The 24,909-nt window shown below is 67.0% G+C and carries 18 protein-coding genes and 2 tRNA genes; 6 read left to right on the forward strand and 14 right to left on the reverse strand.

Translation table 11 applies throughout. The annotated features are described in order from the left end of the window. Nucleotides 1-43: 43 nt before the first annotated feature. The 3 genes from FFS08_RS04490 to FFS08_RS04500 form a co-directional block, all read right to left on the reverse strand. A complete protein-coding gene (locus tag FFS08_RS04490) occupies nt 44-1,096 on the reverse strand; it encodes a Glu/Leu/Phe/Val family dehydrogenase (protein WP_137864297.1) in 1,053 nt (350 codons plus the stop codon). A gap of 64 nt (nt 1,097-1,160) precedes the next feature. Further along, a tRNA-His gene (locus tag FFS08_RS04495) sits at nt 1,161-1,237 on the reverse strand. A gap of 57 nt (nt 1,238-1,294) precedes the next feature. Continuing rightward, nucleotides 1,295-2,392: a GspE/PulE family protein gene (locus FFS08_RS04500; RefSeq protein ID WP_249341240.1), complete on the reverse strand. Its 1,098-nt coding sequence runs from the start codon at nt 2,390-2,392 to the stop codon at nt 1,295-1,297. Between the two features lie 117 nt (nt 2,393-2,509). On the opposite strand from FFS08_RS04500, the gene FFS08_RS04505 reads away from it, so the two are divergent. After that, nucleotides 2,510-3,181 (forward strand): prolyl hydroxylase family protein, encoded by a 672-nt coding sequence (locus FFS08_RS04505; RefSeq protein ID WP_137864299.1) that lies wholly within the window; start codon nt 2,510-2,512, stop codon nt 3,179-3,181. A gap of 82 nt (nt 3,182-3,263) precedes the next feature. On the opposite strand, the gene FFS08_RS04510 is transcribed toward FFS08_RS04505, so the two are convergent. From FFS08_RS04510 to FFS08_RS04525, 4 genes are all read right to left on the reverse strand, one after another. Next, entirely contained in the window at nt 3,264-6,014 is a 2,751-nt protein-coding gene (locus FFS08_RS04510) for a TonB-dependent receptor domain-containing protein (RefSeq protein WP_137864300.1), read from the reverse strand. An 87-nt stretch (nt 6,015-6,101) separates the two neighbouring features. Then, complete coding sequence (locus FFS08_RS04515; protein WP_137864301.1) at nt 6,102-7,700, reverse strand: beta-helix domain-containing protein; 1,599 nt, start codon at nt 7,698-7,700, stop codon at nt 6,102-6,104. Nucleotides 7,701-7,931: 231 nt separating this feature from the next. Then, on the reverse strand, nt 7,932-9,197 hold the full coding sequence (locus FFS08_RS04520) for a metal-dependent hydrolase family protein (RefSeq protein WP_137864302.1): 1,266 nt from the start codon (nt 9,195-9,197) through the stop codon (nt 7,932-7,934). A 66-nt stretch (nt 9,198-9,263) separates the two neighbouring features. Further along, entirely contained in the window at nt 9,264-10,148 is an 885-nt protein-coding gene (locus FFS08_RS04525) for a DMT family transporter (protein WP_137864303.1), read from the reverse strand. 145 nt (nt 10,149-10,293) lie between these two features. Here FFS08_RS04525 and bla point away from each other — a divergent pair, with 145 nt between their 5' ends. After that, complete coding sequence (bla, locus tag FFS08_RS04530) at nt 10,294-11,202, forward strand: subclass B3 metallo-beta-lactamase (protein WP_137864304.1); 909 nt, start codon at nt 10,294-10,296, stop codon at nt 11,200-11,202. 49 nt (nt 11,203-11,251) lie between these two features. On the opposite strand, the gene FFS08_RS04535 is transcribed toward bla, so the two are convergent. The 5 genes from FFS08_RS04535 to lon form a co-directional block, all read right to left on the reverse strand. Next, on the reverse strand, nt 11,252-13,297 hold the full coding sequence (locus FFS08_RS04535) for a M13 family metallopeptidase (protein WP_137864322.1): 2,046 nt from the start codon (nt 13,295-13,297) through the stop codon (nt 11,252-11,254). Between the two features lie 173 nt (nt 13,298-13,470). Beyond that, the gene (locus FFS08_RS04540) at nt 13,471-14,328 is read right to left on the reverse strand and encodes an FkbM family methyltransferase (RefSeq protein WP_137864305.1); all 858 of its coding nucleotides are present in this window, start codon (nt 14,326-14,328) and stop codon (nt 13,471-13,473) included. 203 nt (nt 14,329-14,531) lie between these two features. Continuing rightward, a tRNA-Val gene (locus FFS08_RS04545) sits at nt 14,532-14,606 on the reverse strand. A gap of 100 nt (nt 14,607-14,706) precedes the next feature. Then, a complete protein-coding gene (locus FFS08_RS04550) occupies nt 14,707-14,979 on the reverse strand; it encodes an HU family DNA-binding protein (RefSeq protein WP_086129015.1) in 273 nt (90 codons plus the stop codon). A gap of 169 nt (nt 14,980-15,148) precedes the next feature. After that, on the reverse strand, nt 15,149-17,545 hold the full coding sequence (gene lon, locus FFS08_RS04555) for an endopeptidase La (protein WP_137864306.1): 2,397 nt from the start codon (nt 17,543-17,545) through the stop codon (nt 15,149-15,151). Nucleotides 17,546-17,902: 357 nt separating this feature from the next. On the opposite strand from lon, the gene FFS08_RS04560 reads away from it, so the two are divergent. The 3 genes from FFS08_RS04560 to FFS08_RS04570 are packed head-to-tail and all read left to right on the forward strand — an operon-like array spanning nt 17,903 to nt 21,952. Then, the gene (locus tag FFS08_RS04560; protein WP_502702007.1) at nt 17,903-19,621 is read left to right on the forward strand and encodes a M1 family metallopeptidase; all 1,719 of its coding nucleotides are present in this window, start codon (nt 17,903-17,905) and stop codon (nt 19,619-19,621) included. Nucleotides 19,622-19,631: 10 nt separating this feature from the next. Then, nucleotides 19,632-21,344, forward strand: coding sequence for a M1 family metallopeptidase (locus tag FFS08_RS04565; protein ID WP_137864307.1), 1,713 nt, complete (start codon nt 19,632-19,634; stop codon nt 21,342-21,344). Between the two features lie 2 nt (nt 21,345-21,346). After that, nucleotides 21,347-21,952, forward strand: a complete 606-nt coding sequence (locus FFS08_RS04570) for a methyltransferase family protein (RefSeq protein WP_137864308.1) — start codon at nt 21,347-21,349, stop codon at nt 21,950-21,952. Between the two features lie 34 nt (nt 21,953-21,986). On the opposite strand, the gene FFS08_RS04575 is transcribed toward FFS08_RS04570, so the two are convergent. Continuing rightward, nucleotides 21,987-22,607, reverse strand: coding sequence for a hypothetical protein (locus FFS08_RS04575; protein WP_137864309.1), 621 nt, complete (start codon nt 22,605-22,607; stop codon nt 21,987-21,989). Nucleotides 22,608-22,742: 135 nt separating this feature from the next. Between FFS08_RS04575 and FFS08_RS04580 the strand changes: the two genes are divergently transcribed. After that, entirely contained in the window at nt 22,743-24,200 is a 1,458-nt protein-coding gene (locus tag FFS08_RS04580; protein ID WP_249341241.1) for an NCS1 family nucleobase:cation symporter-1, read from the forward strand. Here FFS08_RS04580 and FFS08_RS04585 read toward each other — a convergent pair. Further along, entirely contained in the window at nt 24,169-24,834 is a 666-nt protein-coding gene (locus FFS08_RS04585) for a hypothetical protein (protein WP_137864311.1), read from the reverse strand. The genes FFS08_RS04580 and FFS08_RS04585 overlap by 32 nt on opposite strands. Nucleotides 24,835-24,909: the final 75 nt, after the last annotated feature.

Here is a 24,909-nt window from a genome sequence, read left to right on the forward strand (position 1 = left end):
CGAGGGGCTCTCGTTGCTGTCGCCCTTGCCGGGCAGGGACGGCTCAGCCCCGGCCGATCAGCCGCTGCGCGATGCGATCGGCGACTTCGCTCTGGGGATCGCCGGTGCGGGCGCTCTCGTCCCACACTTCGATCAGCCGTTCGGGGATCTTCTCCACGCGCGCCATCACTTCAGCCATATTGCCCTGCCCCAGATATTCGAGGCCGACATTGATGATCCCGCCCGCGTTGATCACATAATCCGGGGCATAGAGGATGCCGCGATCATGAAGCCGCTGGCCGTCCGCTCGCGTGGCGAGCTGGTTGTTCGCGCCGCCCGCCACCACGGTGGTCTTAAGCGCCGCGATCGACTGTTCGGTGAAGATCGCGCCGAGCGCATTGGGGCTCAGCACGTCCGTCTCGATGCCGAGGATCTCGGCGGCGTCGATCGCTTCGCCGCCCAGTTCCGCCGCCAGCGCCTTGGCACGTTCCGCATTGACGTCGGCAAGGACCAGCTTCGCGCCATCCCTGGCAAGCAGCCGGGCGACGCCGCCGCCCACCGAGCCGACGCCCTGGATCGCGACGCGCACGCCCGCCATCGAATCGGCGCCGAGGCCACGCTTCGCCGCTGCCTTCACGCCCAGATACACGCCGCGCGCAGTGATCGGGCCGGGATCGCCGCCCGCCCCGCCCTCGGCCACGGGCAGGCCGGAGACATGGCGGGTCTGAGTCGCGACGACTTTCATCCGCGCTTCGGACATGCCGACATCCTCGGCAGTGACGTAGCGGCCGCCCAGCGATTCGACCGCGCGGCCGAACGCTTCGAGCTGCGCGGTGGTGACGGTGGCGCCAGGCTCGCTCGCCAGGATCACGCCCTTGCCGCCGCCGAGCGGCAGGTTGGCCATCGCATTCTTGTAGCTCATGCCGCGCGACAGCCGCAGCGCGTCGGTGATCGCGGCGCGGGTGTCGGCATAGTGCCAGAACCGCACGCCGCCCGCCGCCGGGCCCAGCTTGGTCGAATGGACTGCGATGATTGCGCTCAGCCCCGATTCGCGGTCGCTGAACAGGTGGACGCCCTCATGGTCGTCGAAATCGGGGAAGCCCCAGTCGGTGATCACGCGCTACATTCCTGCGGAGAGTGCCGCACGTCTAAGTGCCGCGCGCGGTCACGAGGGGAAGAAATGGGGCGGATGACGGGACTTGAACCCGCGACCCTCGGTACCACAAACCGATGCTCTAACCAACTGAGCTACAACCGCCGTGAAGAAGGCGCGCTTAGCGGGGGCCGATGCGAAGCGCAAGATAATTACGGGCGTTTATCCTCGCGAAATCCGCACGGCCTCCTCCGGCGTGGTCAAACCCTCGCGGACCAGCGCCCGCGCGGCCGATCCGAGATTGGGCGCGCGGAGAAAGGCATGCCGCGCCAGGATCGCCTCGTCGCCGCCATCGTTGATCAGCCGGCGAATCGCGCCGTCGGCGACGATCGCTTCGAACACGCCGGTCTCGCCCGCGAAACCGGTCCCTTCGCAGCTCTCGCAGCCCACCGGCGCGAAGACGATCGCACCCGAATCGAAGCCAAGCAGCGCCGAGACCGATCCCTGGGCCTGAACCGGCCGGCGGCAATCCGGACACAGCCGACGGACGAGGCGCTGCGCGAGCACCGCGGCGACAGTGGAGGCGAGACGAAACGGCTCGACGCGCCAATCGCGCATCCGCCGGATCGCCGAGACGGCATCCGGCGCGTCGATCGCGGCAAGGACGAGATGCCCGTCCTCCGCCGCTTCGGCCGCGGCGGCCGCCGCTTCACGGCCATCCAGGCCGTCGAGCGCGATCAGATCCGGGTCCTGCTCCAGCGCTGCGCGGACCGCTTCCACGCCGGTGCACCCCTCGATGCGCGTCGCCCCCTCGACCTGCAAGGTACCGATCGTCGCGATGTGGCGCGGCGAGCCGGCAAAATGCCTCAGCAGCGTCGCGATCGTGGTGCTGCGGCCCGATCCCGCCGGGCCCGCGACGAGTACCAGCCCGCCCCGGCGCAGCGCCGGCAACAGCGCATCGACAAGCGCGCGGTTCATTCCGATCGCTTCGAGCGCCTGCTCCCGCCGCTCGCCACCGTCCAGGCGCAGCACGATCCGCTCCACTTCCCCCTGCGCCAGCACCGATGTGCCCGGCAGGCCGCGGAAATCGGCGGCCAGTGCGCTGTCGGCGTGATAGCGGCGCGGCTCGGAGAGCTGACCTGCGATGCGCATACGCACCGTCACGCTGGCCGGACCGATCTCGAGATGGATGTGCGAGGCGCGACGGCGGCGCCCCTCCGCGATCAGCACCTCCGCCGGAGATTCGCCGCGGGAACCCGAAGGCAGCGGCGGCTGGGGCGCATCCGCCGCCGGCGCCAGCGCTTCGGTTTCCATGTCCATAGGGTCCCCTTTGCGGAGCGTCATGCGCTAGGCACATCGTGTGACATGATGCTTGCTATTTTGTGACGGTTTCGCGTCGCGCTGGCGCTGCGGCATGGCTTTTGGCAGAAAGCCGCGATGCAAGACCTTGCCTCCCCCCACCTCAACCTCGGCTCCGGCCATCCATCAGAGCCGGTCGCCGAACACATCATGCGCTGGCCGGGCGTGCAACGGGTGCCGCACCCCAAGATCGCGATGTTCATCGCCAAGAACTTCCTCGAGCCGGAGCTCTGCCAGCTCCTCATGATCAAGATCGATGCGGAGCGACGGCCCTCGACCATCGCCGACGCGAACGACGACTATGCCTTCCGCACCAGCGAGACCTGCGACTTCAGTTCGAGCGATCCGGTGGTGACGGAACTGAAGCGGCGGATGACGGTGCTCACCGGCATCGATCCCGCGCATGGCGAGCCGATGCAGGGCCAGCGCTACGACATCGGCCAGGAGTTCAAGGCGCATACCGATTATTTCGAGCCGCAGGGCCGCGATTTCGAGAAATATTGCGCAGTCGCGGGCCAGCGGACCTGGACGGTGATGCTCTATCTCAACGAAGTCGAGGCCGGCGGTGCGACGCGGTTCAAGGCAATCGACAAGATCATCCAGCCCGAGATCGGCAAGGTCGTCGCCTGGAACAATCTGCGTCCGGACGGCACGCCCAACCCGTCCACGCTCCACCATGCGATGAAGGTGCGTGCGGGGCTGAAATACGTCGTCACCCAATGGTATCGCGAGCGCCCCTGGGGCTGGTGAGCCATGCGCCTCACGCTTCGAAGCAAATGAAAACGGCCGGCCCGGTTCACACCGGGCCGGCCGCTTCGTTTACGGTCCCGGATCAGAAGGTCGTGCTGATTCCGAGCGTGAAGACCCGGCCCAGATTATAGCGGTTCACCAGCACGACATTGCCGTTCGGGAAGGTCTGGCGCTCGTCGAAGCGCGTGCGGGTGAGATTCCGGCCCTCCAGCTTGAGCTCGAACTTGCCGCCAGCCAGTTCGAAGCCCTGGCGCGCGACAATGTCGAACCGGATGCCGGGACGCTCGACAATGTCCGGCTGGAAGCCATTGCCCGACAGGTTCGAAGGCCCGCGATTGGTCACGCGGTCACTCGCATAGTTGAACAGGAAGGTCAGCTGCGAGAGGCTCTGCGTATCCTCGATGCCGAGCTGCAGGTTGACCAGATGGTCCGACTGGCCGGTGAGCGGCGCGCCGTCGCGGAACTGCAGCCGGGCCGGGCCGAAGCCGGCGCCGCAGCCCGCCAGCGTCTGGTTCAGCACATTGGGCGCGCAGCTGGCATCGGCAGTGATCGACGAATGCGTATAGGTGTAGTTCGCGATCACCAGCGCGCGGCGCGTGTCGAAGAAACCGCCCAGCGTGTCGAGCGGGAAATATTTCTGCACTTCGACTTCGGCGCCGTAGAGCTTCGCCTTGGGCAGGTTGGTGAAGCCGGTCTGCAGGCGGTCGTCGGCGCCGGTGTAGAAGCCCACCTGCTCGATCGGGTTCTCGATCCGCTTGTAGAAGCCCGCCAGCGTGAAGCGCTGGTCGCGCGCGAAGAACCACTCGAAGCGCGTCTCGAAATTATAGAGTTCCGAATCGCGGAGGAGCGGGTTGCCGAAGAACAGGCGATCCGAGTCCGGATCGCGGAACTGCTGCGGCGCCAGTTCGCGGAACTGCGGCCGCGAGATGGTCTTCGAGAAGCTGTTGCGCAGCTGCATGTCTTCGGCGAAGTTCCACGTCACCGTGATCGCCGGCAGGAAATAGTCGTTCTTCAGCCGCGTGCCGGTCGTGCCCACCGGCGTGACGCTCTGCTCCGCCTTTTCATAGCGGAGGCCCGCCACTGCGCGCAGCCCGTCCAGCGCGTCGGTCTCCGCCTGGAAATAGCCTGCGTTGATGCGCAGCTTCGCGTCATAGGCATAGGCGCCGAGCGGCGTGTTGAACTGCATCTCGATGGTGCAGGCACCCCGCCCGACCTGCGGGCAGGCATTGTTCACCACGTCGGGGCTCAACAGGTAATCCGGACGCAGCAGATTATACGGATAGCCCGGCGCGGTGCCGCCACCGGCGCTGGTCTGGTAGTTGAATTGCAGGCGCCGCGAGAAGCGGTCGGTATCCGAATAATGATAGCCTGCCGACACGGTGAGCGGGATCGGATCGAGCTTGTAGACCAGGTCCGCCTGGCCCGTCCAAAGATCCTCGGTCAGATCCGAAAAGATGATCGAGGCGAAGGGCGAGAAACGCTGCGTGACCTGATACACGCCGTTGCACTGGAAACCGCCAATGCCGTTGCCACCGTCGTAATTGGCCGGGGCGCCGGTCGTGGTGGTCGGCGAGCACAGATAGTCGAACTGGCGCTCATAGGGTGCATTGCGCTTCGAATTGGCATAGGCACCGCGCAGATCGAGGCGAAGCGCGGGCGAAAAGCGGAGCTCGCCGACGAGCTGGCTCTCGAACAGCTGGCGTTCGAACCAGTTGGTATTCTGCTGGAAGCGCAGGCCGCTGGCATTGTTGTACACCACCGCCGCCGAGCCGCGCCCCTGCTTGAGCACGTCGCGGATATAGACGTTGGTCCAGCGGATCGTGCTGTCGCCGAACGCATAGCCGAGGCCGAGCAGCGCATTGCCGATGATGCGGTTGTCGGTGATCAGCGTGTGGAAGTCGTTCCGGATCGCGCCACTCTCGGTGACGCTGTCCTGCTGGCGGATCGAACGCGTGCGGAAGGTATTGCTATACCCGACCGAAGTGATCACGCCGAGCCGGTCCGAACCGAGATCAAAGGCCATGCCGGTGCTGATCTCCGCCGACCAGTTGGCCGGAAGGTGATCGTTGCGCTGGAGCAGCGTGGTCGAGGCGTTGGAAAGCTGGAGCACCTGCCCGGCGGGGACCAGGCCCGAGCCGGCCGGGGCATTGCGGATGAAATCGGGCACCTTGCGGGTGCCGTTGTCGAAGCCGAGCCAGTCCGTCCGGCTGCCGAAATAGGTGTAGCCGAGCTCGCTCGTCGTCGCGGTATCCGCCGAGATCGACCCGCCGACCGTCACGAAGTCCTTCTCCGGGATCGCCTTGGTGGTGAGGTTGATGACGCCGCCACCGAATTCGCCCGGATAGTTCACCGAGTAAGTCTTCTGGACGAGCGCCGAGCCGACGATCGAGGTCGGGAAGATGTCGAGCGGCACCGAGCGGCGCAGCGGCTCGGGGCTCGGCAGGGGCGAGCCGTTGAGCAGCGAGGAGGAATAGCGATCGCCAAGCCCGCGGACATAGACGAAGCCGCCGCCCACGACGCTGAGGCCGGTGACGCGCGTCAGCGCGCCGGCGATGTCGCCTTCGCCCGTGCGTGCGATATCCTCGCTCGACAGCACGGACACCACCTGCGGCGTGGCGCGCACGACGTTCGGTATATGGCGCCCGACCACGACGATGTCGGACACGTCCATGTCCACGCCGGGCGCGGAGACCTCGGGGGTCTTCTGCTCCGCCAGCGTATCGGCCGTGGACGGCGCGGGCGCCGTTTGCCCCGTCGTCTGCGCGAGCGCGGCCGGAGAGACGAGTTGGGACGTCAGGAGAAGAAGCGTGGCGTAAGCAAGGCGTCGCTGCATGGCCGTGTCACCCAGTAGAATTTATGAACGAAGTCGGGGCGGCGGATTTCGCCGCCCCGACAGTTTCCGCACGCGCTGCAGGGGGCCTTAGCGGCCGTTGCAGCTGAAATAGACCGAGTTGAACACCGGCGGGCCCTGGTCCTGGAGCGCCGGATTGGCCGGGCGGATGGTCGAGCGATCGCTGGCGCTGGTCTCGCCTGCGACCATGTTGACGCAGGCGACGTTGGTCGGGGTCTTCACGATGCCGTTGACGAAGGTGAAGTCGGCGCCGCCGCGCAGGCGGATGGCCGCCGGGGCCAGCGCGGTCTGGATGAAGGTGAAATTGGCGTAGCGACCCCAGGTGCGGGGCAGCAGGTCCTCGGCACCGTTCGAGTCGATTTCGGTCGAGAAGGAGTCGGCGGTCGCGCCCGACACCTTCTGCGCGGCGATGATGAACTGCATGAAGCCGCGCCAGCCATTGTCGACGTCGAAGCCGTCATCGTCGGCGCCGGTCACCACGAAATATTTCAGGTTGGTGGTGCCGCCGAAGATCTCGACGCCATCGTCGGCCGAGTTGTGGCTCTGGACGTGGTCGATGACGGTGCCCGAGCCGGTGCCGCCCAGAGTCAGGCCCTGAAGCTCGTTGCCGTCGGAAATGGCGATGCCGGTGTAGCGGATCTGGACGAAGGACATCTGGCCGCTGCTGTCGGCTTCGTTCGTGCCGCCGTAGAAGCGGCCGGTCACGCCCTCGATCGCCTGCTGGCAGGGCGTGCCGCTGCTGCCGCCGGTGCCCGATGCGCAGACAGCGGTGGTCGAGCGACCAAGCAGGATGATGCCGCCCCACTGGCCCTGAGTCACGTCGCTGACGCCGTTGCTGGCGAGGTTCTGCTGCGAGGTGAAGATGATCGGCTGGGTGACCGTGCCGACGGCCTGGATCTTCGAGCCGCGATTGACGAGCAGCAGGTCGTTCGTCGGCTCGGTCGAGTCGGCGGCGATGACGACGCCGGCCGCGATGGTGAGCGTCACGCCCGCGCCACCGGTCGCGCCCTGATCGGTGCCGACTTCGGTCTGACCGCGAAGGCGATAGACCACGCCGGTGACCTTCGGCAGCGTCAGGTCGGTGTTGATCGCCTGGGGCAGGCGGCACACGCGGAAGGTCTGGACCAGGCCGTCATCGGTGGTGCCGGCCGGGCACACCGCGCTCGAGCCGCCGCTGCCGATCGCGGGAACCGCGGTGCAGTTGCCGCTGGTCGTACCGAAGTTCGCAGTCGTCGAGTTGCAGGTCCAGCCGTCGAACGCCGTGTCGGTCGGGCCGTTGAGCGCGCCCACATAATTGGTGCTGACGAAGAAGGGGCTGAGCGTCGCCGGATTGAACGCGGGAGTCAGCGACGTCGCGCCGGCCGGGAAGATGCCGTTCAGCTGGTTGGTGCCGTTGACGTTGTTGTTCGAGCCCGCATTGACGATGTCAAGCTGCTCCTGCGCGGTGATGCTGATGCTGTTCTGGGTCGTGACCGCAGCGAACTGGGCAGCGGTGATCGGCGCAGTCGGCGTCGGCGTCGGCGCGGGCGTCGGGCTGGGCGTCGGCGTCACGATGACGACGCTGCCGGCGCCCGGAGATGCCACATTGCCCGCGCCGTTGCACGCGGAGAGTGCCGCAGAGGCGGCTGTCGTCATGAGAATGAGGCCGAAGCGCTTGAAGCTCGCCATCGCGCAGAAACTCCCGGTCGTATCGTTGCTGATCCGGGCGCGCGGCGATCGAAACGATTGCCCCCTTTGCGCCCGGGCCGGGGTTAGGCCGGGATAATGACACCTACATTAGTCTTGAGAGACTCAATGATGACAGAAAAACGACAGTAATGTTACATGCAGACAGGCGAAGCGCCCATCGCCACATGCTCGCGCAAGCCCGCTTTCTGAATAGCGAATGAAACGATCATGTCACTTGCCGGGGCCCCGGACAAGACGGCCGCCCTGCATCACCATGACCACCGCATCGAGGGCGCCGATTTCCCTGACGGGATCGCCCGCAACCGCGACCAGATCGGCGACCCGCCCCGGCGCGAGGCTGCCGATGCGGTCGGACATGCCCAATATGGCGGCATTCCCCGCCGTCGCCGTCCACAGCGCCTCGCCCGGCGCCATGCCCCAGCCGGCCATCAGCACGATCTCGCGGGCATTGGTGCCATGCGCGAAGACGCCCGTGTCGCCGCCCACGCACATCGTCACGCCGGACTTGAGCGCAGCGGCATAGCTGCCCCGCTTCGCCCGGATCGCCTCGGGCTCGGGCGCGGTGCCGTTCCAGCCGCCATAGCGTGTGATCGCATCGGTGGCGGCAAGCGTGGGGCAGAACGCCGTGCCGTGCGCCTTCATCAGCGCGAACACCTCCGGCGTGGCATCGTTGCCGTGCTCGATCGTATCGGCCCCGGCCAGGATCGCACGGCGCATCCCCTCGGGCGTGCTGGCGTGCACTGCGACCCTGCGCCCGGCATCGTGCGCGGCGGCGATGCCGGCCTTCAGCTCGTCGAGGCCGAAGGTCGCGCGGCTGGGCTCGCCCGGGCCCCAGCGATAATCGGCATAGAATTTCACCCAGTCCGCGCCGTGCGCGATCTGGCGCCGGACGGCGGCGACGATCCCTTCCCCGCTCACTTCCTCGGCCCCCTGCGGCACGTCGAACGCATAGCCCTTGGGGCCATAGGCACCGGTGGCGACCAGGGCGCGGCCGGCGATGAGCAGGCGCGGGCCGGGCACGATCCCCTGCTGGATCGCCTGCCTGAGTCCGGCATCGGCTTCTCCCGCGCCTTCGGTGCCGAGATCGCGGACAGTGGTGAAGCCGGCCATGAGCGTCGCGCGCGCATGCGCGACGGCCCGGGCAGTGCGGAGCGCCAGCGGCTCCTTCATCACCTGGTCGTTCCAGCTCGTCTCGTTGTACGGATGGAGAAAGAGATGGACGTGGAGGTCGATCAGTCCGGGCAGCAGGCTGGTGCCGGGCAATACCCGCGTCTCGGCGCCGGCGGGCGCGGCGACGTCCGGGCCGACCGCCACGATCCTGCCGTCGGCGACCAGCACTTTCCAGCCTTCGTGCATAACCCGGTCGGTCGCAGTGAAGACGCGATCGGGAACGAACAATATCGGCACCGTCTGCGCGGCGGCGATGCCGGGGAGCAGGAAGGCGGCAAGGGCGAGGATGCGGCGAAGCTTGCTCATCCCGCGAGACTGGCAGCGCGCGCGGGCCGGCGCCAGCCCCCTCTCCGATCGTCGGGCGAACGAGGATCAATACATCGCCGTCATCGCCACGCCCATCGTCACCAGCACTACGCCGAGCAGCTGGCGCAGGCTCAGCGCCTCGCGGAACAGCCGGTGGCCGGCGGCCGCGGCGATCGGCATTTCGATCACCCCCAGCGCGCGCACGGCCGCGGCCGGCGCAAGGTTGAGCGCGAGGAACCAGCCCGACGAAGCGAGCGCGCCGAACAGTCCGGCGCCCAGCGACTGGCGCCAGCCGGCGATCACCGCGGCCAGCGCCGCCCGGTCGCGGATCGCGAGATAGAGCCCCAGCCCCGCCGCCTGCACCGCCTGGACAATCGCGACACAGGCCATCGCCGAGAAGAAGGGGTGATGCGGCTCGAGCCGCAGCCCGGCATGGCGGAAGGCGTTGAGCGCAAAGCCGAACAACAGGCCCGAGGCGACGCCGAACGCAATGCCGAGCGCCGGATGATGCGCGCCCTCGATCTGCTTCGGCCACACCAGCACGGCGAGCCCCAGCGTCGTCACCCCCACGCCCGACCAGCCCAGCGCGGAGAGATCGTCGCCGAACACGAACAGGCCGACAGTGGCGGCGAGCGGAACCGAGCTCTGCTGGAGCGCGGTGCCCACCGCGAAGCCGGCATGGTGCATCGCCAGCAGCAGCGCGGCAGTGGCGATCACCTGCGCCAGCGCCCCGGCGAGCGCCGGCCACCAGAACGCCCAGCCGAACTGAGGCTGGACATGCGGCGTGATCGCCAGCGCGACTGCCGTGAAGACGAGCGAGAAAGGCAGGCCGAACAGGAACCGCACCAGCGTCGCGCCCCAGGGGCCGGAATTCGCCATCATGCCGCGCTGGAGCGCGTTGCGCCCCACCTGGAATGTAGCCGCTGCCACTGTCGCCACTGCCCAGAGCACGCTCCACTCCCTCCGATACCCGAGCAGCGCTTAGGCATGGCCAGGCGAGCCATCAATCCCGCTAATGGCTCTTCCGAGAAATGCTGGTTTGCGCGCGTGGCCGGGCACGGGCCATTTCGCGGAGCCAGCAACCAGGGAAATATCGATGAAACCGATCCATCTCGCCGCCCTCGCCCTGCTCGCCGCCGCCCCCGTGCCGCAGCAGCAGCAGCAGCAGGACGACCCGCTCACGCGCCCGATCGCCCCAGAGGCGGCGGCCAAGTGGATCGGCCCGCAAGCGCCGATCCGGGTGTTCGGCAACAGCTATCTGGTCGGCTTCCAAGGCATGAACGTCGCGTTGATCGACACCGGCGGCGGCCTGATCCTGATCGACAGCGCCGTGCCGCAATCGGTCCGCGCGATCGAGGCGAACCTGAAGAAGCTGGGCTATCGCATCGAGGACGTGAAGCTGATCCTCAGCACCGAGCCGCATTTCGACCATGCCGGCGGGCTCGCCGCGCTGGTGCGCGACAGTGACGCCACCGTGCTGGCGAGCGACTGGGCCGCGGCGTCGCTCAAGCGCGGCATGAGCAGCGCGGACGATCCGCAGGCGGCATGGCTGGTGCCCTTTCCCGCCGTCTCCCGGGTGAGGGTGGTGCGCGATGGCGAAGCGATCCGGCTGGGCAACGTCACCGTCACCGCCCGCGCCACGCCGGGCCATACGCCGGGCAGCATGAGCTGGACCTGGCGAAGCTGCGAGGGGCGGGCGTGCCGGGCGATGGTGTTCGCCGCGAGCCTGAACCCGGTGGCGGCAAACGGCTATCGCTTCACCAGGCACCCCGAGGTGGTGGCCAGCTTCCGGGCCAGCCAGGCCAAATTCCGCGCCCTGCCCTGCGACATCATGTTCAGCGCCCATCCGGACAATTCCGGCGGCGTCGAGAAATATGCGCGCTTCGCCCGGGGAACTCGGCCGAACCCCTATGTCGATCCGGGCGCCTGCCGTGCCTATGCCGCCAGATCCGCGACGGCACTGGCGAAGCGGCTGGCCGAGGAAAAGGCGGGGAAGGCCAAATAGCGCCTGCTGAAAAAGGGGCCGGAGCATGCCCTCTCCGGCCCCCGGCACGTCACCAGATGCGCACGCGCTCGGCGGGCGCGACATATTGCTTCTGGTCCGGCCCGATCTTCCACGCCGCATACCAGGCATCGACGTTGCGCAGCGGGTTCACCGCCCGGATCTGGCCCGGCGAGTGCGGATCGCTGACCAGCTGCTGACGCAGCGCCTCGGTGCGGAACAGAGTGCGCCACACCTGGCCCCAGCCCAGGAAGAAGCGCTGGTCGCCGGTGAAGCCGTCGATCATCTTGGCCTTCTTGCCGCCGAGCGACTGGTGATAGGCGTCGAGCGCGATCAGCACACCGCCCAGGTCGCCGATATTCTCGCCCATCGAGGCGCGGCCGTTGATGTGCACGCCGGGCAGCCCGTCGAAGCTATAGGCCTCGTACTGCGCGCCGAGCCGCGAGGCCTGAGCCTCGAACTTGGCGGCATCCTCGGCCGTCCACCAGTCGCGCAGCACGCCGTTGCCGTCGGACTTGCGGCCCTGATCGTCGAAGCCGTGGCTGATTTCGTGCCCGATCACGCCGCCGATGCCGCCATAATTGACTGCGTCGTCGGCCTGTGGATCGAAGAAGGGCGCCTGCAGGATCGCGGCCGGGAACACGATCTCGTTCTTCACCGAGTTGTAATAGGCGTTCACCGTCTGCGGGGTCATGCCCCATTCGGCCTTGTCGACCGGCCCGCCCAGGCGATTGCGACGATAGTCCCATTCGAAGCGGCCGGCACGCTCGGCATTGCCGACCACGTCGCCCGGCTTCACGTCGAGCGCCGAATAGTCGCGCCACTTGTCCGGATAGCCGATCTTGACGGTGAAGCCCTTGAGCTTGGCCTGGGCCTGCGCCTTGGTGGCCGGGCTCATCCAGGCAAGATGGTCGATGCGGCCGGCCAGCGCGACGCGCAGATTGGATACCAGCGTGTCCATCTTGGCCTTGGAGGCCGGCGGGAAATAGAGCGCGACATAGTCGCGGCCCACGCCCTCGCCGATCGTCCGCTCGGTGAAAGCCACGCCACGCTTCCAGCGCTCGCGCTGCTGGGGCTGGCCGTTGAGGAACTTCGAGCGGAACTCGAACTGCGCATCGACGAACCGCTTCGAAAGCATCGGCGCGATATCGTCGGTGGTGCGGAAAGCCTGCCAGGCCTTGAGCGTGTCGAGATCGGTATCGGCGAAGACCTGGGCAATCGCGGGAATCGCAGTGTTCTGCGCGACGATCACCCGGTCCGCCTTGCCGAGCCCGGCCGCCGCCCAGAAGGCGTCCCAGCCAAAGCCCGGCGCCGCCGCCTTCAGTTCCGCGATGCCGGTGGGGTTGTAGGTCTTGTCGCGGTCGCGGCTCTGGGCGCGGGTCCAGTGCGCCTTGGCGATCCGGGCCTCCATCGCCACCACCTTGGCGGCAGCCGCCTCGGCATCCGCCCAGCCGGCCATGCCGAGCAGCTGCGCGACATATTGCTGGTAGCGCGCCAGCTGGGGCGCGAACTTGGTGTCGAGATAGAGGTCGCGATCGCCCAGGCCCAGGCCCGACTGGCGCAGATACAGGGCATAGACGTCCGGGTTCTTGGCGTCGTCGTTCACGCCCACGCCGAAGAAGCTGCCGCCAAAGCCGCCGACCGAGGCGCCCATCAGCCGGGCCAGGTCATCCTTGCCGGCCGCCGCCTTCACCGGCGCCAGGCGATCGAGCAGCGGCTGTGCATCGAGCTTCTCGGCCAGCGCCTCGTCCATGAAGCCCGAATAGAGGATCGCCGCCTTCATCCGGTCCGGATGCGCGCTGTCGGTGGCGCTATAGCCCGAGATGAGGCTGCGCATCCGCACTTCCGAGAGATCGCGCAGCACGGCAAAGGCGCCGAAGGACGAGCGGTCGGCCGGGATCGGGGTGCGATCCGTCCAGGCGCCGTTGACGAAGCGATACCAGTCGTCGCCCGGCTTCACGCTCTTGTCCATGCCGGTCAGGTCGAAGCCCCAGGTGCCGTAGCGCGTCGCGCCGGCATCGGCGGCGGTCGTGCCCGCGGCAGCGGGCGCCGTGGATTGCTGGCCGAAACCGGTCGCAGGCACAGCGAGCACAGCCATGGCCGATGCGAGCAGCAGATATTTCTTCAATGGAGATCCCCCGAAAAATTGAGACGTAGGCGCGTCTGGGAGAAGAGTGTCACGCACCCCGGCGTCGCGCAATATTCTTTCGCGGTGTCGGGCGGGATGGAAAGGCGCGGAAACAAAGAAACCCGCCGCCCAACCCATGGCGATCAGGGATCGAGACGAAAGCGATCCCGCGCGTCCACCTGCCGCGGAAGCAGGACGAGATCGTCGATCTTTTCGTCCGGCCGCTGCGGCGCGCCGGTCATCGGATGATATGCGGCATAGCCGATCTGCTCGATCACCTCGAACAGGTCGGACGTGTCCTCCGGCGAGAAATAGTTGAACCATTCCACGAACAAGGTCGGCTTGTACCGATCGATCAGTTCAAACGAGGATCGCAGGATCTGCTTGTCATATCCCTCGCAATCCGTCTTGATGAACGAAAGCCGCGCAAGTTCCTCGGGCGAGAGGAATTCCCGGCATATGTCCGCCAGCGGCGCGCCCGGTACCTTGATCGTCGATCTCGCGAGCCCCTGCAGGCGATCCTGCAATGCGTTCGAGAAGCTCCCGTCGATGATCCCGCCATTGCAGTCCCAATTGGCATGGTCCGCGATCTCGACTTCCGCCATTGGCTGCTCGGTGACCGCCTTGTTGACCGCGCGCAACTCGGCCAGGTTGGCGTTCAGTAGCAGGTTGAGCTCCAGGACGGGTGCCACCTTGGGGTTCGGCTCGATCGCCAGGATCGTCCCCTTCCGCTCCGCTCCTCCATAGGCGCAGATCGCCATCGGGACGACGGTGTCGCCGCTATGTGCGCCGATATCGATGCAGGTGGCGCCCGGGGCGATGAACTTCGACCAGTTCCATATCCGCGCATGGACCTCGACCAGGTGCGTCAGGCTGCGGTCGTCGGTTATGTGCGGATGCGCCCATTCGCACCAATACGCATGAATTTCCGGAAAACCGAAGTCGCGCAGGCACACGCGGTGCACATGGCGAACTTCGTGCAACTCGACGATACGGTCCATGCGCTGCCCTTCGTTCCGGCGTCGGCGACACCATGGTCATTGCCGAACCGAAGGCTTCGCACGACGCACCGGCCCCGCCCCTATGGATTCCCGCAGTAGTTTAGCGAGCCGGCCCAAAGAAGGGCGAAACGCGCCCTCCGCACAAGCGCATGGCACGCGCAGAAAAAGCCCGCCAAGTCGGACGACCTGACGGGCTTTTGAAATGGTGGGCGCGGTAGGGATTGAACCTACGACCCCACCCGTGTGAAGGGTGTGCTCTACCACTGAGCTACGCGCCCATCGCCGAAAGCCCCTTGAAGCTTTCGGCCGAAATGGGAAGCGGGCCTTTAGGCGGCGCAGCCCCAGCTGTCCAGCCCCAAAACCCGCTTTTGACGGACCTTAGTTGACCGCGTCCTTCAGGCCTTTGCCCGCCTTGAACTTCGGCTGGTTCGACGCCTTGATGGTCATCGGCTCACGGGTACGCGGGTTGCGGCCCGTCGACGCCTTGCGCTTGCTGACCGAGAAGGTGCCAAAGCCGACCAGGCGAACTTCGTCGCCCTTCTTGAGCGCGGCCTGGATGGCATCGAACACGGCCTCCACGGCCTTGCTCGCATCGCCCTTGCCGAGCCCCGAGGTGTCGGCGACCTGGCCGATCAGCTCTTGCTTGTTCATTTCGTGATGTTCCCCCTCATGAATACGCAGAAATGCGTGAGTCGCGGCGGCGGGCCGAGCGATCACGTCAGCACGCCCCCGCCCGCGCTGTCAAAACGATTCGACGCGCTTTTCTCTCCAAATGACGAAAAGGTTACGGTGACCGGGGCGTTAGGGACAGCCCCGTCCATCAATGATGGACGGCGTCTCCTCGGCCCGTGCTGCCCGTCGGAGGCTGCGCCGCCAGCTCGTCGGCCTCGCTCCAGTCGATCGGCGTGAGCCCCTCGGTGAGCGCCAGGCGCAGCACCTCGTCGACATGCTTGACCGGCACGATCTCCAGCCCGTCGCGGATGTTCTGCGGGATCTCGGCGAGATCCTTCTGGTTCTCTTCCGGGATCAGCACCGTCTTGATGCCGCCGCGCAGCGCCGCGAGCAGTTTCTCCTTGAGCCCGCCGATCGGCAGCACGCGTCCCCGGAGCGTCACCTCGCCGGTCATCGCGATGTCGCGCCGCACCGGCACGCCGGTCATCGTCGACACGATCGCAGTCACCAGCCCGATGCCCGCCGACGGACCGTCCTTGGGCACCGCGCCCTCGGGCAGGTGGACATGGATGTCCTTGCGCCCGAACAGGCTCGGCTTGATCCCATAGGCCGGGCTGCGCGCCTTGACGAAGCTGAACGCGGCCTCGACCGATTCCTTCATCACATCGCCCAGCTTGCCGGTCGTCTTGATCATGCCCTTGCCCGGCACGGTGACGCTCTCGATCGTCAGCAGCTCGCCGCCCACTTCGGTCCAGGCGAGGCCGGTGACGGCGCCGATCTGGTTCTCTTCCTCGCCCAGGCCGTGGCGATATTTCTGTACCCCGGCGAACTCGGACAGGTTCTCGGGCGTGATCGTCACGCTCTCGGCCTTGCCCTCCAGGATCTTGCGCAGCGCCTTGCGGGCAAGCTTGGCGATCTCGCGCTCGAGCGTGCGCACGCCCGCCTCGCGCGTGTATTTCTGGATCAGCGTGCGCAGTCCCTCGGGCGTGAGCGTGAATTCGCCGGCCTTGAGCCCATGCGCCTCGATCTGCTTCTCGATCAGGTGGCGTTCGGCGATCTCGACCTTCTCGTCCTCGGTATAGCCTTCGAGCCGGATGATCTCCATGCGGTCGAGCAGCGGCTGCGGCAGGTTCAGCGAGTTCGCGGTGCACACGAACATCACGTCCGAAAGATCGATGTCGATCTCCAGATAATGGTCGTTGAACTTGTTGTTCTGCTCCGGATCCAGAACCTCGAGCAGCGCGCTTGCCGGATCGCCGCGGAAGTCCTGGCCAAGCTTGTCGATCTCGTCGAGCAGGAACAGCGGGTTCGACGTGCCGGCCTTTTTCAGGTTCGACACGATCTTGCCCGGCAGCGAGCCGATATAGGTTCGCCGGTGGCCGCGGATCTCGGCCTCGTCGCGCACGCCGCCCAGCGACTGGCGGATGAACTCGCGTCCGGTGGCCTTGGCAATGCTCTTGCCCAGCGAGGTCTTGCCCACGCCCGGCGGACCGACGAGGCACAGGATCGGCCCCTTCAGCTTGTTGGTGCGCGCCTGGACCGCGAGATACTCGACGATCCGGTCCTTGACTTTCTCGAGCGCGTAATGGTCCTCGTCGAGCACGTTCTGCGCCTCGGCGATATCCTTCTTCAGCTTCGACTTCTTGCCCCAGGGCAGGCCCAGCAGCACGTCGAGATAGTTGCGGACCACGGTCGCCTCGGCGCTCATCGGCGCCATGGTCTTGAGCTTCTTCAACTCGCCCTGGGCCTTGGCGCGCGCTTCCTTGCTGAGCTTCAGCGTGGCGATCTTCTGGGTCAGCTCGGCGACTTCGTCGCCATCGCCTTCCTCGCCCTCGTTGCCCAGCTCGCGCTGGATCGCCTTGAGCTGCTCGTTGAGATAATATTCGCGCTGCGTCTTCTCCATCTGGCGCTTCACGCGGCTGCGGATCTTCTTCTCGACCTGCAACACGCCGAGCTCGCCCTCCATGAAGGCGAACACCATCTCGAGGCGCTTCATCGGATTGGTCTCGACGAGCAGCGACTGCTTCTCGGCGACCTTCACCGCGATGTTGGCGGCAACCGCATCGGCCAGGCGCGAGGCGTCCTCCAGCTCGGCGAGCTGCACCGCCGTCTCGGCCGGCAGCTTGCGGTTGAGCTTGGCATAGTTCTCGAACTGGTCGACGACCGAGCGCATCAGCGCCTGGAGCTCGGCGCCGTCGGCCGCATCGTCCTCGATCGGGGCGACGTTCGCCGTCAGATAGGCGCCGCCCTCTTCCATCGAGACGAGCACGCCGCGCTCCTTGCCGGCGACGAGCACGCGCACCGTGCCGTCGGGCAGCTTGAGCAGCTGGAGGACCTCGGCGGAGACGCCGGTGTCGTACAGGTCCTCGCGGCCCGGATCGTCCTCGGCCGGATCGAGCTGGGCGACGAGGAATATCTCCTTGTCGTCGGCCATCGCCGCCTCAAGCGCGGCGACCGACTTGTCGCGGCCCACGAACAGCGGCACGATCATGTGCGGGAAGACGACGATGTCCCGGAGGGGAAGAACGGGGTAGGAATGCTTCATGGATACTCCTGAGCCCGCACAGGGCTCCTCAGCACCATTATATGGGGGCTGGGCTGCCTGCATCAATCGCCGAACGCGGTTAGGTTGTGGAGTGTTGCTTCCCATTGCGGCACGGGCAAGGATTTTCGCGCTCGCATCGGCCCTCCCCGCGCCGGAAACCGCAGGTCCATCCGGGTTTGCGCCCAGGCAGGGCATCGGCCGTCCGGCTCCGCGAGAGCGAGTCGGCGCCGGGACGGAGAGCAGGCCCCCCCTTTCCCGCCGCGCTGCGGATTTCCCTTGCCCGCGCTGGGCAAGGCCGGTTCAATTCCTCGTCGCGCCCGCCGCACGCATCGTCGTCCCTGCCTGAAGGAGGCTCGCATCCGCACGTTCCCGTTCCTCGCCATCTCGGCCCTGGCGCTCGCCGCCGCTCCCGCCGCCGCACAGGTGGTCAAGCCGGGCGAGCCGCCACTCACCGCGCAGACGAGCAGCTCCGGCGGCCCGCTCGATCCGGTGCAGAAGCTGGTGCGCTTCCAGAGTGCCGACCTCAGGATCGAAGTGCTGCCCGACAGCCAGTCGATCCGGGGCCTGGGCACGCTGCGCTTCGTCGCCACCGCGCCGATCAAGACCCTGGTCATCGATCTCGATCGCAACCTGCCGGTCAGCGCGATCGCAATCGACGGCAAGCCGCTGAAGCCGGGGACCTGGAGCAATCCCGAGGGCCGGATGACCATCCAGCTCGGCAAAACCGTTCGCGCTGGCGGCACGGTGACCGCGGCGATCACCTATGCCGGCACGCCGCACGTCGCGGTGCGGGCGCCCTGGGACGGCGGCTTCGTCTGGGCGAAGACGCCGCAAGGTCAGCCCTGGGTGGCGACGGCGGTGCAGATGGAAGGCTGCGACCTGTTCTGGCCGTGCATCGACTACCCCACTTACGAGCCCGATTTCATCGACCTGCACATCACCGTGCCCAAGGGGTTGAAGGCGATCTCCAACGGCGTGCTCAAGGGCACCGACATGCTGGCCGACGGCCGCTCGACCTGGAACTGGCACGTCACCGACCCGACGCTCTACGGCGTCGCGCTCAATGTCGGTCCCTATGAGGTGATCTCGGGCGACTATAAGAGCCGCTTCGGCAACACCATCCCGATGTTCTATTGGTACCTGCCCGGCGAGGAGGCACAGGCCAGGGGCCTGTTCGCCGAATTCGCCCCGACGCTCGACTTCTTCGAGAGCATGCTCGGCCCCTATCCCTTTGGCGACCAGAAGCTCGGCGTGGTCGAGACGCCGCACAAGGGCATGGAGCACATGACCGTCAATGCGTATGGCAACAAATACGCCAAGACCCCCTGGGGCTATGACGATCTGTTCCAGCACGAATTCGCCCATGAATGGTTCGCCAACCAGCTGACCGCGAGCAACTGGGACGATTTCTGGCTGCACGAGGGCACCGGCACCTATATGCAGCCGCTCTACGCCGAATGGCGCGACGGCAAGGGCAGCTATACCGCGATGATGCTCCAGGAGCGCATCGGCATCCGCGCCAGGTCGGCCATCGTCAGCGGCACGCCGCAATCGGCCGAGGACGTCTATGAGGACAAGAACGGCCGCGGCGGCGACATCTACACCAAGGGCAGCTGGGTGCTGCACACGCTGCGCGGGCTGATCGGCGACAAGGCGTTCTTCGACGGGCTGCGCCTGGCGGTCTATGGCCGCACCGATCCCAGGCCGGGCAATTTCAAGCCGCTCTATCGCACCACGCCCGAGTTCATCGCCTTCATGGAGCAGACCTCGGGCCGCAAGCTGCAATGGTTCTTCGACGTCTATCTCTACCAGGCGGCGCTGCCCGAGCTGATCGAAGAGCGGCAGGGCGACCGGCTGACGCTCAGGTGGAAGACGCCGGGCGACCGGCCCTTCCCGATGCCCGTGGAAGTGCAGCTGGGCGACCGGCTGGAAACGCTGGCCATGACCGGCGGCAGCGGCACGATCGCCTTGCCGGCCGGTGCGCATTACGTCGTCGATCCCTGGTCGAAAATCCTGAAGCGCTCCGCCGATATCGACGCCTTCCAGGCGTGGCGCGCGTCGCAGAGCCCGCGCTAAGGAGGATCCCATGCGCAACCATCTCCTCGCCGCCTCGGCATTCGCTCTCGCCGCCAATGCCGCCCATGCCCAGGTCAAGCCCGGCGAGCCGCCGATCACGGCGACCACGCAGCAGTCGGGCGGCCCGATCAGCCCCGAGCGCGCCGCGCTGCACCTCGACCATGTCGACCTCGCGATCGAAGTGTTCCCGGACAGGCAGCGCATCGCCGGTGTCGCGGTGCTGACGATCACCAGCGCGATCGCGCAGAAGGCGCTCCAGATCGATCTCGACCGCAACCTGCCGGTCACCGCGATCAGCGTCGACGGCAAGGCGCTGGCGCCGGCCGACTGGTCGAACCCCGAAGGCCGGCTGACCGTCACCCTGCCGCGCCCGCTCAAGGCCGGCGGCAAGGCGGAAGTGAAGATCACCTATGGCGGCACCCCGCACGTCGCGGTGCGCGCGCCCTGGGACGACGGCATGGTCTGGGCCAGGACGCCGGGATCCGATCGCCAGCCCTGGGTCGCCAGCACCGCCGAGGGCTATGGCTGCGACCTGTTCTGGCCCTGCCTCGACTTCCCGCGCGGCGAGCCGGATACCGTTGACCTGCACATCACCGTGCCCAAGGGGCTGAAGGCGGCGGGCAATGGCAGATTGGTAAAGGTCGACGAGCTGCCCGACGGCCGCTCGACCTGGAACTGGTCCGCCCGCAGCCCCAATCCCTATTCGGTGACGCTGCAGATCGCGCCGTACAAGCTGCTCCAGGCCGACTATAGGAGCCGCTTCGGCAACAGCTTCCCGATGCAATATTGGTATCTGCCGGGCCGCGACGAAAAGGCGCGCAGGCTGTTCGCCGAATTCGCGCCCGCGCTCGATTTCTACGAACGCGTGATCGGGCCCTATCCCTGGGGCGACGAAAAGATGGGCGTGGCCGAGACTCCGCATCTCGGCATGGAGCACCAGACGATCAACGCGTACGGCAACAACTACAAGCAATATCCCTCGGGCTTCGACGAGATCTTCCAGCACGAGCTGGGGCATGAGTGGTTCGGCAACCAGATGTCCGCCGGCAACTGGGACGATTACTGGCTGCACGAGGGCTTCGCCCAGTACATGCAGCCGCTCTATGGTCGCTGGCGCGAGGGCGAGGCGCGCTATGCGGTGATGATGGACGAGTTCCGCCTCCAGATCACCAACCATGCCCCGATCGTCTCGGGCCAGATCCGCACCGAGGAGCAGGTGTATGAGGAGGAGAAGGGCGGCCCGGGCCAGGACATCTACGTCAAGGGCGCCTGGATCCTCCACACGCTGCGCAACCTGATCGGCGACGACAAGTTCTTCGAGGCGACTCGCCGGCTGGTCTATGGCCGCCCCGATCCCAAGCCGGGCAATTTCGCGCCGCGCTTCGCCAACACGCCGGACTTCATCAAGATCGTCAACGCCGTGACCGGCCGCGACATGCAGTGGTTCTTCGACGTCTATCTCTACCAGGCGCCGCTGCCCGACTTGGTCGAGACGCGCGCGGGAGATACGCTGACGCTGCGCTGGAAGGTGGCGAACGACAAGCCCTTCCCGCTGCCGGTGGAAGTCGCCGTCGACGGCAAGGTGCGCATGGTGGAGATGCCGGGCGGCACCGCGGCGCTGACCGTGCCGGCGGACGCCCATGTCGTCGTCGATCCGGATTCGCGGATCCTCAAATATTCGGCGGCCGTCGAAGCCTATCAGGGCCAAGCCTATCGGAGGTGATCATGATCGCACTCGTCCATCCCCAGCCCACCAGCCCTTATGCGCTCGGCGTCATGGGGCTGGGCTTCCTCGTCTTCCTGGCCGCGCTGCTCCGCGCGCGCAGCCGCAGCGGCGCACCGGCGCCGGCGGCCGGCGGCCGGCGCGACAGCGGCTCGATGCTCGGCGTGGCGGTGCAATCGCTCGGCTTCCTGGCGGTGGGCTTCGGCCCGCTCGCGCTGGAACTGGGGCGGCCGGATGCCCGGGCGCTCGGCGAGGCGGCGGCGGTGGCCGTGCTGATGGCAGTGACGATCGGCCTGTTCTTCGCGGCCAGCCGGGCGATGGGGCGCAACTGGGCGATCGTCGCCCGCACGCGCGGCGATCACGAACTGGTCACCTGGGGACCGTTCGCGTGGATCCGCAACCCGATCTACACTGCCCTGTTCGTGTTCATGCTCGCCATGGCGCTGGGCTTCGGCCATTGGCGCGGGCTCATCATCGGCGTGCCGCTCTACTGGATCGGCACCTGGATGCGCGTCCGCCGCGAGGAGAAGCTCCTCCGCGCACAGTTCGGCGCCGCCTATGACGCCTATGCCGCGCGCGTGAAGCGCTTCATACCCGGGCTGATCTAGGACAGCGGGGGACTCCCTCCCCCGCTGTCCAACCCTATCCCTCGATCACCGCGCCATCCGGCCGGAGCACCTTGGCCAGCACGAAGGCGAAGGCGATCTGCCAGGGCGTGTAGATCTTGAGCAACTGGACCCAGTTGCTCGGGAACGTCTCATTCGTCGAACCGGTCGTCATGTAGAGATAGACGACCAGCGCACCGAGGCCCGCCAGCAGCGCCGTGCCGAACACGGCGAAGATCACCGAAGCGATTCCGCGCCGGCCAAGCCCGCTGCCCAGCACGAACAGCAAGGCCAGCCCGGCCCCGACGCCGCCGCCGATCAGGCCGAACCGCATCGGATCGGCGACCGCATTGACCTGGTTGGCCAGCTGGGCAGCCGCCCAATGCGCAAAGGTGAGGCCGATGATCAGCACCACGACCTTCATTGCCAGCTTATGGCTCCGCCCGGCCCAGACCAGGGGCAAGGTGAGCAGGGGCGTGATCCACACCGCCCCGTTCGAGACATTCGCAAGGGTGAGCACGCACAGCCCCGCGATGAAGAACAGGTGGCCGAGGATGAGCCACTTGAATGCCGTGCCCGCGGCGGAATCGAGGGCAAGATTGAACGAAGAATGATACTCGCGGGGATCTTCATCCGCGAGGATAGCAGCATCAGACATAGGAACACTCCTCTATCCGGCCAATACACCTAGGGTGCGCCTCATCTTGAGTCGCGTCAACACAAAGTCGGCCTTGCGGCGCCGCCGGCTTCGCGCGACATTCCAATCCGTTGTGCCGGCATCTTGGGGGGAAGCGTGGCGGACGAAACGCTCTGGAATGCCGATCTTGCCCCGACCGGGCCCGGGCAGCGCAGCTGGGCCTGGTATCATTATGCCGCGCTGTGGATCGGAATGATCGTCGCGGTGCCGGCCTGGATGCTCGCCGCCGGACTGGTCGAACAGGGTATGTCCGCCGGCCAGGCCGCGCTTACCGTGCTGCTCGGCAACGTCATCGTGCTCGTGCCGATGCTGCTGATCGGCCATGCCGGCGCGCGGCACGGCATTCCCTATGCAGTGCTCGTGCGCGCTTCGTTCGGCACCGCGGGCGCGCGGCTGCCCGCCCTGGCCCGGGCGCTGGTGGCGTGCGGCTGGTACGGCATCCAGACCTGGATCGGCGGCGAAGCGCTGCTCACGCTGCTCGGCGTGCTGATCGGCGACGATCTGCGCGGCACGCCGCTTCCCCTGCTCGGCATCGGGGCCGGGCAACTGATCGCCTTCCTGCTCTTCTGGTCGCTCCAGCTCTTCTTCGTGCGCAAGGGGCTGCTGACCATCCGCCGGCTGGAAACCTGGACCGCGCCGATGAAGATCCTGGTCTGCATCGCTCTGGTCTGGTGGGCGGTACAGGCGGCGGGCGGGCTCGGCCCCATTTTCCATGCGCCCTCCGCCTTCGTGCCCGGCGGCGCGAAGGAAGGACAATTCTGGGCGGTGTTCTGGCCCGCGCTGACTGCGATGATCGGCTATTGGGCGACGCTCGCGCTCAACATTCCCGACTTCACCCGCTTCGCACGCTCCCAGCGAGACCAGCTGGTCGGCCAGTCGCTCGGCCTGCCGCCGATGATGGGGCTGATCGCGCTTGCCAGCGTAATCACCACCAGCGCCACGGTGGTGATCTATGGCGAGGCGATCTGGGATCCGGTCGCGCTGTCCGGCCGGTTCGAGGGGCCGCTGGTGCTGCTCGGGCTGATCGTGATCAGCGTCGACACGATCTCGTGCAACATCGCCGCGAACCTCGTCTCCTCGGCCTATGACTTCTCGTCGATCTGGCCGGCGCGGATCAGCTACCGCACCGGCGGCATGATCACCGCCACGATCGCGATCCTGATGATGCCGTGGAAGCTGCTCGCGTCGACCGGCGGCTATATCTTCGTCTGGCTGGCCGGCTATTCGGCGCTGCTCGGGCCGATCGCCGGCATCCTGATCGCCGATTACTGGCTGATCCGGCGAACCCGGCTGCAAGTCGAGGATCTCTACCGGGCGAACGGCATCTATGGCTATCGCGGCGGCTGGAATCCGGCGGCGCTGATTGCCTTCGCCGCCGGCGTGCTGCCCAACCTGCCCGGTTTCCTCGCCACTGCCGCGCCCAGGGCCTTCGCCGCCGGGCCGGCATGGATGGCGATCTACACCTGGGCCTGGTTCGTCGGCCTCGCCATCGCGCTGCTGGTATATTGGGGGCTGATGCGGCTCAGCCCGCGAGCCGTCGCCCAAGCCGCATGAGCCAGGCGAGGAAGAAGGCGAGGCAGACCTGCCAGGGCAAGTGAACGCATTCGAGCCAGAAGACGAAACCCGCCGATTTCAGCTGATAGCCATGTGCGCCGGTCAGCAGCAGCCCTTGTGCCATTCCCAGCGCGCCGAGCGCGGTGAGCGCGGCGATGCCTAGCAGGATGACTGCCCGGCTGCCCGGGTTGAGCGGCGCAAGGCGCAGCGCCACCAGCAGCGCGAACGCCAGCGTGCCCCCCGCAAACCCGCCTACCGCGCCCGTGCCGAGGTCCTCGACATAGGCTCGGGGATCGGGCTCCAGCGCGAAACTGATCGAGGCGTGCCGCCAGGCGAGATAATTGGCCACGACATGCGCGAACGGCAGCACCGCGCCAAAATAGAACGTGCGCCGCACCCAGCCGCGCTGGCGGACGCTGGCGAAGAGATACGGCATGCCGAACAGCGGCGTGAGATAGAGGCTCGGGCCGATCACCGGCGCCAGCACGGCCTTGGGGTCGGGATGGAGCAGGATCGCGATCGCCAGCGCCACGGCATAGATCACCGCCCCGATCAGCAGCCAGATGAAGGCATGGCGGAAACGGACATTGCGGCGGCGCGCCTGGGCGGCGGCGAGCTTCTCCGTTCTGTTCACCCCCCGGCGCATCGGCGCCAGTCTGCCGCATCGCTCCCTGTCCGTCATCCCCGCACGGATGGGAGCCCAGGACGA

The sequence above is a fragment of the Sphingomonas sp. 1F27F7B genome (assembly GCF_005503355.1).
Lineage (GTDB): Bacteria > Pseudomonadota > Alphaproteobacteria > Sphingomonadales > Sphingomonadaceae > Sphingomonas.